Genomic DNA, 11059 nt, shown 5'->3' on the forward strand with positions numbered 1-11059 from the left:
TCCGGACCTACAGATTAAAGGACCGTGACCATGCCTGCCGTGCCGTACCGCGCACACACGAGCAGCCACCGAGCAACCTGACGCCCCTTGACCATCGAGGTGGCCCTATCCATGTGGGCCGGCGCGAGGGTTGGCGCACGGTGAAGAAGTACCTGGAGGAAGACGGCCCGGTCGCGCCCCCGACCGCAGCGCCTCGCCCTGCCCGGCGCAATCAGGTGATCCCGCCGTACGCGCCGATCATCGACACGTGGTTGCGGGCGGAGATCCTGCTCGAGGGCACGGTGATCCACGAGCGGCTGGTGGAGGAGTACGGCTTCTCCGGAAACTACCAGCGGGTCAAGCTCTACCTGCAGGACCGGAAGGCCGGGCTTGGGGGTGCCAGAGGCGGCGGGGGTGTCCGTGACCGCACCTTCCCAGCCGCACCGGCCGGACGCGCGTGGTTCGGCGGGATTCGTCGCGGGCCGCCGCCTGGTCTCGCGTACCGGCATCAAACCCATCATCGCCGGCGGGCATCCCACACGGCTCCGGCCTGGGTTCACCGGCGGGTGGTCGAGCCCGCTGATCTTTCTGTCAGGACCTCTGAGCCGCAAACACTTCTTCCCAAAGACGTTTCGGTACGGCGATGTCAATACCTCTCAGGTCGGATCCGGTGTGGACCTGGCGGAGACGCGGCCCCCGGGCAGCGGGCGGAATCGTGGGCGTCATGCGACTCCAACGAATGCAGATCTCGGCGCTGATCGTCCTCGCGCTCGTCGTGGCGCTCGCGCTCGCGCCGTTCCCGACGCTCCCCTACACCCTGGGCTTCGCGCCGCAGTGGGTGACCGTCCTCGCCGCCGCGCTGGGCGCGGTCTTCGTCGTACGGCCGCACCCGGCCGGGCTGCTGCCCGCCGTCCTGCTGCTGTGGTCGGCGGGCGGCGTCGTGCTCGACGCGCTCCGCGCGTTCTTCGCCGTCACGGGGATCCCGGCCGGAGAGTTCGCGCGGGTCGACTGGCCGGGGATGGCGCTGCGGGGGCTCAGCCTGGCGGGCTGCGCGTTGCTGGGCGCGCTGCTGCTGCCTCGCATGAAAGTGCCGGGCGGGGCGTGGCTCGGGTACAGCGCGTTCGCGATCGGATTCGTCTATCCCATGGCCAAGCTGTACTGGTCCTACGGCGGCACGCTGCTGCGTCCCGCGGACTACGGCGAAGGCTTCCCGTACGGTGAGCTGATCATGCTGCTCATCGGCGCGGTCGGCTCGCTGGCCATGGTCCAGCGGTGGGGACGGTCGTTGCCACGCCGGCTCGTCCTGGCGGGCGGTTGGACGGGTGCCGCTATGTTGACCACCATGGGAACCATGTCCGTTTTCGGCACGCTGTCCCAGCTGGTCGGTCTCACCCGGGGCCCCGTGCCGCTATCCGATCCGGCGGCGATGGTGACGGTCGGGCTCGTGTACGGGAGCTGGCTGCTGTTCGGCCTGGCGGTGGGCGGGGCCACGCTGTCCTACCAGCGGGCCACGACGCCGTGAGGCCAAGGCGCGCGGACGTCGTCCTGGCCTTCGTCGTCGGGGTGCCGCTGTTGTCGCTGTCAGTGGTGGTGGCGGTGCTGTCGGTGCCAGGTTTCCGCGCGGCCCTGCTGACCGGGGCCTGCCTGGCGGCGCACGCGGCCGTCGCGTACCGGCGGGAGACCTGGGCGTTCTTCGTGGTCGCCGCCGCCTTCGCCGTGCAGGTCGCCGTGACCGGGCTGTTCCTCGTACTGCCGTCGGCGGCGCTGTTCCCGTTCGCGGTCTACTCCTGCGCCGCCTACGGTCGCCGCGTTCCGCCGGTGGTCGTCGGCCTAGCGGGAGCGGGCGTGGCGGCGGCCAGGTTCGCGACCGACTCCAGTGTCGCCGCCGCCGACCTGGGGCCGAACCCGTGGCTGCTGTTCGGGCTGCTCGCCGCAGTGTCGGTCGCGGCGTGGGGGTTCGGCCTGTACCGGCGTACCCAGCTCGCCTACGTCGTCCTGCTGAGGCGGCGGGCCCGCGACGCCGCGGCGCAGGCGACGGCGGCCGAACGCGCCAGGATCGCCCGGGAGATGCACGACGTGGTCGCCCACGCGTTAGCGGTCATCGTCGCCCAGGCGAGGGGCGGCCGCTTCGCGCCCGCGCGCGCGAAGGAGATCCTGGCCACGATCGAGGAGACAGGGCGCACGGCTCTCACGGACATGCGGGCCGCGGTCGGCGTGCTGCGCGCCAGCGGCGAGGAGGGGCAGGCCGAACGCCGGCCGCTGCCCGGCCTCGCCGACCTGCTGGAGCTGGTGGAACGGACCCGGAGCGCGGGGCTGCCGGTGAAGGAGGTCGTCCGGGGCACGGCACGTCCCCTCGGGCCGAGCGCTGACCTCGTCGCCTACCGCGTGGTGCAGGAGGCGCTGACGAACACGCTCAAGCACGCGGGCCCCGGCGCGGCCGGCACGGTCCGGCTGGAGTGGACGGACGACGTCCTGCGCATCACCGTCGCCGATACCGGCGGCTCCGCCGCGCCGCGCGGGTCCGAGCCGGGGAACGGGCTGGCGGGGATGCGTGAGAGGGTGAACGCCGTGGGCGGCATTCTGGACGTACGGACAAAGGAGGCAGGCGGGTTCGTCGTCGAGGCGTGCCTTCCGTACCGGACATGACCATTCGGGTCTACGTGGTCGACGACCAGGATCTGGTGCGCACCGGCACGGTGATGGTGATCGACGCCCAGGACGACATGCGCGTGGTGGGCCAGGCGGGCGACGGCGCCGAGGCGCTCGCCGGGCTGCGCGCCGTGGCCGCCGACATCGTGCTCATGGACGTGCGGATGCCGCGCATGGACGGGGTCGAGGCGATCAGACGGCTTCAGGTGGCGGCCGACAGCCCCAAGGTGATCGTGCTGACCACTTTCGACCTCGACGAGTACGCCTTCGCCGCCCTCCGCGCCGGGGCGTCGGGCTTCCTCCTCAAGGACGCCCCCGCCGACGAGTTGCTGTCCGCCGTGCGGACCGTCCACCGAGGCGACGCGGTGATCGCGCCGTCCACGACCCGCCGTCTGCTCGACCACGTCGCGCCGCGCCTGCCCGACGTCGCGCCGGACCCGCTGACCGAGCGCGAGCGCGAGGTGTTGCGGCACATCGCCTGGGGCGAGACGAACGCCGAGATCGCGGGATCGCTGTTCCTGTCCGAGGGCACCGTCAAGACCCACGTCGGCCGCATTCTGGCCAAACTCGGGCTGCGCGACCGCGTCCAGGCGGTCATCTGGGCCTACGAACACGGGCTGAACACCGAGGCCCCACCCACGCGGCCAGGCCCTAGGATCGCCTGATCTCCCGCCAGTCGCGCGTGCACGACCACTTGCCCGCGGCCTCTAGGTGTACTGACCACGAGCGTTGTTAACTGAGGGCTTGATCAATAGAGAAGCCGGCAAGACCCCCATCGCCGTGGCGCTCGCGGTGGCCGCCTGCCGGGCCGGGTTCACTTCCGCGACTACCCCTTCGCTGATCTCTACGCGCACGGTTACCGCTGGATCGATCTCAAGCACTTCGACCTGCTCACACCGACAGCCGGCGACATCGACCTCATCAACGCCGTCATCCAGCACGACCACTTCCGCGACGACTACGCCGGCGGCGGCGTCAACCCTGAGGGAACCCGTCATGGCCACTACTGGCTGCGCCACATCACCACCCAGGCATACGAACCCGTCGACCCGCCCACGATGATCGCAACGATGTCCAGCTGGGCCCACCAGTACGGCGGTGTCCCGCAACCGCTGCAGGCCGTTCTGGACGTCGAGATCTTCGACCGGATCCGCCGAGCTACCGCCCGTTACCAGCTCAAGGACCTAGGCGAGGCCGCCTACCACGACTGGGGGTCGCGTCCACCAAGACTTCCACGAAGTGATCACCATCAACCGCACCAGCAACACCGTGACTCTGGTCGTGGCCGCCGACGACTGATCAGCGCGAACGCTCTGCACATTCAGACGTACTTGCCTCTGCACATCAAGGAGTACCGCGACAACAGTGCGGACCCATCGCTCGGCGAACGCGTTCGCGCGAGGCGCCCGCGGCGGGATCTTCAGAACCTGAATGTCGTCGCTGGCGAAGACCTCATCGAAGCTGTCGGTGAACTTCGTGTCCCGATCCCGTACCAGGAACCGGAAGGTGCCGGCCCAGTCCTTCAGGTCGGCGAGGAGATTGCGGGCTTGCTGGGTAACCCATGCGCCGTCAGGGTGGGCGGTTACGCCGAGCACGTGCACGAAGCGGGTGCCGACCTCCACCACGAAGAAGACGTACAACCGGCGCAGCGTGACGGTGTCCACCGTGAAGAAGTCACAGGCCAGCGTGCTCGTGGCGTGGGCGCGAAGGAAGTCGCGCCAGCGGTCGTCGGCACGTCTCGGTGCAGGGCCCAGGCGCGTTCGTTTCAGGACTCGGCGGATCGTCGCACTGCTGACTCGGTGGCCCAGGTGCCGTAGTTCGCCTCGGATACGTTCGTAGCCCCAGCGCGGGTTCTCCCGCGCCAGCTTCTGTATCAACGCCACGATCGCCGGGTCGGTTGCAGGCCGTCCCATTCCCCGGTGCGGGTAGGTCCAGTGGCGTGCGATGAATCGGGACGGCGCGATACGTCACGGCATGGTGTGGCAGGCGGTCCAGTGCACTCTTAATCAGCGGGTCCGGGGTTCGAGTCCCTGGCGGCGCACCCTTCATGAGGCCGTTGACTTGCGCAAACGCGCGGGTCGGCGGCCTTTTGGATTTGTTCTAGGCGTTGCGGGCTCCTAGCTTCCATCGTGGGTGGTTGTGGTCGCCCGGCCGCCGTAGCTTCCGGACGGGGTTGTTCACCTCCCGGGTACAGGGGTGCCGCCCTCTTCTCGCATCTTCTGAACGCCTGGCGAGCTGCAAACCCCGATGGCTTCAGGGAGCGCGACGGCGTCAGGACTGACTGCACGCCGCGGGGCAGATCTTGACCTCTGGGTAGCGCGCGGACGGCTTGTCCAGGACGGGCTGGCGCTTGGCCTTCAGGTGTTGGTCGAGGAAGGCCGCCGCGTACGTGCGGGTGAGCTCGGCGGTGCGCGCCGCGGGCAGGATGCCGTGAGGGGGCGTGATGCCGAGGGCGCCCGCCAGCAGCGGGACGTCGGTGAAGGACTGGTGGTCCGCGCCCGTCAGCACGATCCAGCGTTTCCACCCGGTCAGCAGCTTCCAGTCGCGGTCCCACGAAGTGTCGCGGCCGCCGGGGATGTGCTGCGGCGAGCCCATGAACATGAACGGCCGGGAGAACCCGTTCTTGGGGATCCGGGCGTAGGTGGTGCCGTCCATGTCGATGCCGGCGCGTATCCGGGAGTCCTTCACCATGGCCGCCATGGCGCCGGCCCCGCCGATCGACTGGCCTGCCATCGCGATTTTGGAGCGGTCGATCAGCTCGGAACCGTCCCACTTCGATGGCAGCTGGTCGAGTACGAAGGAGACGTCGGCCGCCCGGCCCTGGACCACGCCTGTGCCGAAGCCCGGGTCGGTGTCGCTGTCGCAGGCGAGGCATTCGGCGATCCGCCCGTCGGCCAAGGTGGTGGCGTAGCTCTCGTAGGTGTGGTCGATGCCGGCCACGACGTACCCGTGGCTGGCCAGATCCTCGGCCAGGGACGTGAGCGTGCTCATCGGCTTGGTGAAACCGGGGGACAGCACCACCAGCGGAAGACTCCGCCCTGCCGGTTCGGCGTCTTTGATGGCGTTCGTGCGCGTCTTGCTCAGCGTGTCGTCCGGCACGCCCCCGATCCCCGTGCCCCTCAGGAAGAGCTCCGATTCCTTCGGCGTCATGTACGGCGCACGGTCCCCGTCCCGCTGCTTGGTCGGATACCACAGGGTGACCTTGAGCTCTCTGGCGTCGACGTCGAGGTTCCACGGATCGGGGCGGGAGGTGTCTTTCAAGTGCAGGGCGGTGGTGCCGACCGGCTGGTCGCCGGTGGGGGCGGGCAGGGTGGCGGGCCCGGTCGGCGCCGACGGCTTGACAGCGGACCGGGGTGGCGCGGGGGCGGAGCAGGCGGACGCGGCCAGGACGGCCAGTCCCGCGGCGACGGCCAGGAGGTGTCTCATCGAGCGGTCCTCACTTGCGCAGCAGGGTCAGGGCCTTGGCCAGGGCGGGGTCGCGCCCGGCGGCCGCGTCCTTCGGGGTCAGGGGCACGTGGTGGTCGGGCGGCACGCCGATCCGGTCGATCACTTCGCGCTTGGGCCCCAGGTGGTGCCGGGTGGGGAAGCCCAGCGTGGTGTTGTTGCCGAGCAGGTACGACTGCGCGGGGCCGGAGATGACGCCGGCGGTCCTGGTGCCGACCAGTTGGCCGATCCCCAGGTCCTTGACCGCGGAGCTGACGTGCTCGCACGCCGAGGCGCAGCTGCGGTCGGTGAGTACCATCAGCGGCAGGTCGACCAGTTCGACGGTGTCGTCGGTCCACGAAGTTTCGCACTTGCCGTCCACCGTGCACTGGTAGGCGGTGACCTTGTCGTGGGCGAACGCGCTCACCAGCCGAATCGATTCGGTGGGGATGCCGCCGCCGTTGCCGCGCAGGTCCAGCACGACGCCGGTGAGCGTCCGGCCGGTGCGCAGCCTGGAGATCGCCTTGAGGACCCTGTCCGCGGAGTCGGGAGTGAACCCGCGCATCCGTACATAGGCGATGTCGTCGTCCAGCAGCTTCGACTGCACCACTTGCAGGGCGGCCAGATCGCGCTGGAACAGGCCGGGCTTGAGTGTCACGCTCCAGCGGCGGCCGGTGCTCTGCCGCTGAAGCAGCAGCCGGACCGGGCTCGCTTGCGGGTATCGCGGGTAGAGGGCGGCGATCGCGGGGGTGGCCTTTCCGTCGATGAAGGGCGCCGAGCCGTTGATCGATTCGATGATGTCGCCTGGGTGCAGTCCGGCGGCCTGCGCCGCGCCGCCCTGCACGGTGGTGACGAACAGTGGGGGGAGGGCGACGCCGGGGTTGCCGTCCACCTGCGGGCCGTTGACGTTCGCCTGGAGACCCAGGCCGTAGCCGTCGCCGTCGTAGGAGTCGGGGTGGCGCCCCCCTGCGTCGTGCGTCCAGCGGGCGTGATTGTCGCCGAGGCTTGCCACGATGGCCTCGAGGGTGACGACGGCCAGCTTGTCACGCAGGTCGGGGACCTGATCGGTGACCTTCCGGTAGACGGCCTCGAACGCGGTCCAGTCGGCTTTGCGGTCACCGGTCAGCGCCGGCATGGTCGCCTCGGGCACGTCGCGTCCGTTGCGGTTGAGCTCCTGGGTCAGGGCGACGAATCCGGTGGCCAGCAGTGAGCGTGCGTCCAGTGTGGCGCCGCTGTAGTAGTTGCCGAGGATGCAGAGGTAGGCCTGCTCGATGACGTCGATCGTGGTGGGCGTCGCAGCCTCGGGAGGTCCCTGGGGCGCTGCGCAGACCGTGCCGGCTGCCGCGCTCGCTTGGCTGCGCGGCGGCGCCGGGGCTGTGCAGGCCGCCGCGAGGAGGAGGGCGAGTCCGGCGGTCGCGGTTCTGAGGGCGGTCATGACAGGCGCCTGCGGATCCACCGGAAGGACAGGAGCGTGAGGCCGAGGGTGAACAGGGCGTAGATCCCGGTCTCCATCCACTGGAACGGCCAGAAGCGTTCAAGGGGCTGGTAGGTCGCCTGCTGCCGGTAGCCGAGCCGGTTGATCTCGACTATGCAGCCCTCCCCCGGGCCTGCTGACGGTGCGCAGGGTCCCGATGTCGTGGAGACCTTGATGGCGGCTCCCTCGCCGCTGGCGGGGATCAGGCGTCCGGATGGGTCGAGCAGGTTGTTGGCCAGGACCCAGGAGCCCAGGTGGCCGGGTACGGCCGAATTCAGGGAGACCCGCGGGAGCGCGCCTCCGTCCTGGGGGATGTTGAGGTTGTCCACGTTCGTTCTGCCGAGCTCGAAGGTTGCGGTGACCGGGGACATCAGGTGGGGCCGGACCAGCAGCGGCATGGCGAGCTGGATCGCGGCGAAGACGGCCAGGGTGAGGGCCATGGCGGGCAGCGTGCGGCGTACCAGCATGCCCACGGTGATGCCCAGGACGAAGGCGAAGGCCGCATATCCCATCGGGGCGATGCCGCGCGCGCCGAACACCAGGGGAGCCATCAGGGCCAAGCCTTCAGCGGCCGACTTGTCCAGAGGGTCGGACCACCAGGTCACCATGAGGCCGCACAGGCCGGCGAAGGCCATGGCCGTCAAGCCGGTGAGCGCGAGCTTGACCGCCAGCCAGCGGCCGCGGGTGATGCTCTGGTTCCACACCAGCAAATGCGTGCCCGCCTCCAGCTCGCGGGTGATCAACGGTGCTCCCCAGAAGAGCCCGGCGAGGGCGGGCAGGAGCAGCACGACGAGAGTCAGGGCCATGAACTCGGTGTCGTGCCCGCCGAGGAATTGGTCGTAGAAGCGGTCGCAGGTGTTGTCCTGGGTACAGGCGGCGATCCCGGCGGAGTAGTCGGCGGCCAAGCCGGGGCCGGTCAGGGCCAGGGCGACGGCGAGGAGGACGAGCAGGGCGGCCATCATCGCCGCCGAGCCGCGGAACTGGCGCCAGGTCAGCCAGATCATCGCTGCACCTCCAGGGCGACTCGCCGGTCGGCGGTGTGCTTGTCCATGTAGGCCAGGACGAGGTCTTCCAGGCTGAGCTGGGTGACCGTCCAGGCGGGGTCGTGGATCGGGGCGTCGGTACGGATCACGTACGTGCTCTGCCGGTCGGTGTGGCGCGCGGAGACCACGTGCTGATCGGCGGGGAGCCGGTCGGGATCGCGGCGCGGTCCGGTGAGCCGGTGATGGGTGGCCATCAGCTTGTCGACCTCCCCGGCCACCTGGACGCGCGAATCGACGAGCACGATCAGGAAGTCGCACACCCGTTCCAGGTCGGAGACCAGGTGGGAGGAGAGCACCACGCTGAACTTGTGCTCGACGGTGGCCTCCATCAGCCCCTGCAGGAACTCCCGGCGGGCCAGCGGGTCGAGCGAGGCCACGGGCTCGTCCAGGATCAGCAGCTCGGGCCGCTTGGCCAGACCCACAGTGAGGGCGAGCTGAGCGCGCTGGCCGCCCGACAGCTTGCCCGCCCGTTGAGTGGGGTCGAGACCGAGCCGCGCGATCCGTTCCCGCGCCATGGTGGCGTCCCAGCGGGGGTTGAGCCGTGCTCCCAGCCGCAGGTGATCGGCGATGCTGAGCCCGGCGTAGACGGGGGTGTCCTGGGCCACGAAGCCGACCTTGGCCAGCTGCGCCGGGCCGCCGGCGGGCCGGCCGCCGAGCACGGTGATGCCGCCCGCGGACGGCTCGAGCTGGCCGCTGGCCAGCTTCAGCAGCGTGGTCTTGCCGGCTCCGTTGGGACCCACCAGCCCGACGACGTGCCCTGCCGGGATGTCGATGGTGCACTCGCGTAGCGCCCAGCGTTTGCCGTATTTCCTGCCCAGTCCCTGGGCCTGTAGAACCGAGGTCACGCTATGTCCTCCTGAGCGGCGGTCCGAAAGGTGGTCATGAAGAGGGCCTCGATGCTTTCGTCGTCGAGGCCGGCCCGGCGGGCCTTGGCCAGCCAGCGCTGCAGGTCCAGCCGCAGCGGGCCGTGCGCGGCCAGCGAGGCGTCGGTGAGCGTCGCCGTCACGAACGTCCCCACTCCTGGCCGGGCGGCGACCAGGCCCTCGTGCTCGAGTTCCCGGTAGGCCTTGAGCACCGTGTTGGCGTTGATCGCCAACTGCGCCACGGCATCCTTGACCGTTGGCAGCTGGTCGCCCTCGCGCAGCACGCCGAGCCGCAGCGCCTGACGTACTTGCTGGACCAGCTGCAGGTACGGCGCCACACCCGACCTGCCGTCCAGATGGAACTCGATCACCGGCTTCTCCATTTATCTAGCCTGCTAGCACTTTAGACTTCTAGATGTTAAGGGATCATAAGGATCGCTGCACAGGCCTCGCCCGGCGGCGCTCGAAGCGGTTCGCCGGTCACCAGCGGCCACACGCGCGGTGATCATGCGGCGGTGAGGGGCGCCAGGCGATGGCCGCCGACGGCGCCCGCAACCAAATCGGTTACGCCCTTCATCTGAGGCGTTAGATGACACCACCCTTGACGGCCCGGTCGGCTCTTCCGTCGTCGCGGCACTGCGTCTCTATACCGGCGACATACTCAGCATTAGTACGATGACAGATCCCGGCACGCGATCACTTTGAAGGAACTTCGTTACCCGCCTCGCGCTCGTGACCGTCTTCGCCTTAGTGTTGTTGTTGACCCTCGGGGGGTCCGAGAAAGGAGCCGCGCGATGGTCTCGGCGTTGAAGGCCCTCAACGTGAACACCTACGATCTGGGATGATATGACGGAATTAGTTTGGGAAAGCTTCGACGAACGAATTAGTGTGAGGTTAAGCGTCGGAGTAGTCTGTGAGAATGAGATACTCAGGTTCGGCCTGAAAGCAGCCCTGGCCGAGCTGTCGATCGTCGACGTAGTGCGCGAACTGCCCATCAAGCCCGCCCTGTCGGCTGCTGAAAGCTTTCAGGGGATCGATGTCATCGTTGTTTCATACACCGAATGGGACGCGGCGCTGAGCGTCGTTCCGGTGGCGAGATCTGCCAGTCAGCGCGTTCTCGTATTCATGGACGATGAGATGGTAAAAGACCCGTTGAAGCTGGCATCGCTACGGCCCGACGGATTCGTCCTGCAGCGGGAATTGACCACACAGGGCCTGGAAGAAGCGCTGCTGAAGGTTGCCCGCAGCGAAACTCCGATGCCGCCGGAAATCCTCACCAACATTTTCGACACCGTTGGCGGCATCACGGAGGCCTCCCGGCTGCGGTCGGTCGAGTTGACCGCCAGAGAGCAGGACGCGCTGCGACTGCTGATCGGCGGCCTGAGCAACAAAGAGATCGCCAAACGCCTGTCGATCTCGCTGCACGGAGTGAAACGCCTCGTGGGCAACATCCTTCTCAAGCTCAACTGCCCCAACCGCACGCAGGCGGTGGCGCTGGCGATGAAGCACGGCCTGGTAGACAGCCGCTGAGAAGTTACTCGCCCGCCTCGTATCCGATCGCACCACACCCTGCCCCTGCCTCGGGCGGTACCGAGCACGAGGCGCACCCGGGGAAGGGCACGGCGCGA

11 protein-coding genes are annotated in these 11059 nt (G+C 69.0%); 4 read left to right on the forward strand and 7 right to left on the reverse strand.

All coding sequences use genetic code 11. The features are described 5' to 3' along the window. The first annotated feature begins 703 nt into the window (after positions 1–703). The 3 genes from MBA17_RS15005 to MBA17_RS15015 are packed head-to-tail and all read left to right on the forward strand — an operon-like array spanning position 704 to position 3293. The gene (locus tag MBA17_RS15005) at positions 704–1501 is read left to right on the forward strand and encodes a hypothetical protein (RefSeq protein WP_238497053.1); all 798 of its coding nucleotides are present in this window, start codon (positions 704–706) and stop codon (positions 1499–1501) included. Then, positions 1498–2625 carry a sensor histidine kinase gene (locus MBA17_RS15010; protein ID WP_238497054.1) on the forward strand — a complete coding sequence of 376 codons (1128 nt, stop codon included), beginning with the start codon at positions 1498–1500 and terminating at the stop codon, positions 2623–2625. The genes MBA17_RS15005 and MBA17_RS15010 overlap by 4 nt, the downstream gene beginning before the upstream one ends. Beyond that, positions 2622–3293: a response regulator gene (locus MBA17_RS15015; protein WP_238497055.1), complete on the forward strand. Its 672-nt coding sequence runs from the start codon at positions 2622–2624 to the stop codon at positions 3291–3293. The genes MBA17_RS15010 and MBA17_RS15015 overlap by 4 nt, the downstream gene beginning before the upstream one ends. A 42-nt stretch (positions 3294–3335) precedes the next feature. On the opposite strand, the gene MBA17_RS15020 is transcribed toward MBA17_RS15015, so the two are convergent. From MBA17_RS15020 to MBA17_RS15050, 7 genes are all read right to left on the reverse strand, one after another. After that, entirely contained in the window at positions 3336–3626 is a 291-nt protein-coding gene (locus MBA17_RS15020; protein WP_238497056.1) for a hypothetical protein, read from the reverse strand. Between the two features lie 186 nt (positions 3627–3812). Further along, positions 3813–4541, reverse strand: a complete 729-nt coding sequence (locus tag MBA17_RS15025; protein WP_274385411.1) for a helix-turn-helix domain-containing protein — start codon at positions 4539–4541, stop codon at positions 3813–3815. Between the two features lie 358 nt (positions 4542–4899). After that, the gene (locus MBA17_RS15030) at positions 4900–6054 is read right to left on the reverse strand and encodes an alpha/beta hydrolase family protein (protein ID WP_238497058.1); all 1155 of its coding nucleotides are present in this window, start codon (positions 6052–6054) and stop codon (positions 4900–4902) included. Positions 6055–6064: 10 nt separating this feature from the next. Continuing rightward, positions 6065–7486 (reverse strand): S41 family peptidase, encoded by a 1422-nt coding sequence (locus MBA17_RS15035; RefSeq protein ID WP_238497059.1) that lies wholly within the window; start codon positions 7484–7486, stop codon positions 6065–6067. Beyond that, positions 7483–8529: an ABC transporter permease gene (locus tag MBA17_RS15040; protein ID WP_238497060.1), complete on the reverse strand. Its 1047-nt coding sequence runs from the start codon at positions 8527–8529 to the stop codon at positions 7483–7485. The genes MBA17_RS15035 and MBA17_RS15040 overlap by 4 nt, the downstream gene beginning before the upstream one ends. Further along, positions 8526–9413 (reverse strand): ABC transporter ATP-binding protein, encoded by an 888-nt coding sequence (locus MBA17_RS15045; protein WP_238497061.1) that lies wholly within the window; start codon positions 9411–9413, stop codon positions 8526–8528. Before MBA17_RS15045 ends, MBA17_RS15040 begins: the two co-directional genes overlap by 4 nt. Further along, complete coding sequence (locus MBA17_RS15050) at positions 9410–9814, reverse strand: GntR family transcriptional regulator (RefSeq protein ID WP_238497062.1); 405 nt, start codon at positions 9812–9814, stop codon at positions 9410–9412. Before MBA17_RS15050 ends, MBA17_RS15045 begins: the two co-directional genes overlap by 4 nt. Positions 9815–10277: 463 nt before the next feature. On the opposite strand from MBA17_RS15050, the gene MBA17_RS15055 reads away from it, so the two are divergent. Then, positions 10278–10961: a response regulator transcription factor gene (locus MBA17_RS15055; RefSeq protein WP_238497063.1), complete on the forward strand. Its 684-nt coding sequence runs from the start codon at positions 10278–10280 to the stop codon at positions 10959–10961. The last annotated feature ends 98 nt before the right edge of the window (positions 10962–11059 follow it).

The organism is Dolomitihabitans soli (genome assembly GCF_022213955.1).
GTDB classification, from domain to species: domain Bacteria; phylum Actinomycetota; class Actinomycetes; order Streptosporangiales; family Streptosporangiaceae; genus Streptosporangium_A; species Streptosporangium_A soli.

Excerpts from the sequence above, each read along its gene's own strand:
- MBA17_RS15035 (WP_238497059.1), bottom strand. The coding sequence starts at position 7,486 with ATGACCGCCCTCAGAACCGCGACCGCCGGACTCGCCCTCCTCCTCGCG.
- MBA17_RS15025 (WP_274385411.1), bottom strand. The coding sequence starts at position 4,541 with ATGGGACGGCCTGCAACCGACCCGGCGATCGTGGCGTTGATACAGAAG.
- MBA17_RS15015 (WP_238497055.1), top strand. The coding sequence starts at position 2,622 with ATGACCATTCGGGTCTACGTGGTCGACGACCAGGATCTGGTGCGCACC.
- MBA17_RS15055 (WP_238497063.1), top strand. The coding sequence starts at position 10,278 with ATGACGGAATTAGTTTGGGAAAGCTTCGACGAACGAATTAGTGTGAGG.
- MBA17_RS15005 (WP_238497053.1), top strand. The coding sequence starts at position 704 with ATGCGACTCCAACGAATGCAGATCTCGGCGCTGATCGTCCTCGCGCTC.
- MBA17_RS15020 (WP_238497056.1), bottom strand. The coding sequence starts at position 3,626 with ATGACGGGTTCCCTCAGGGTTGACGCCGCCGCCGGCGTAGTCGTCGCG.
- MBA17_RS15050 (WP_238497062.1), bottom strand. The coding sequence starts at position 9,814 with ATGGAGAAGCCGGTGATCGAGTTCCATCTGGACGGCAGGTCGGGTGTG.
- MBA17_RS15040 (WP_238497060.1), bottom strand. The coding sequence starts at position 8,529 with ATGATCTGGCTGACCTGGCGCCAGTTCCGCGGCTCGGCGGCGATGATG.
- MBA17_RS15030 (WP_238497058.1), bottom strand. The coding sequence starts at position 6,054 with ATGAGACACCTCCTGGCCGTCGCCGCGGGACTGGCCGTCCTGGCCGCG.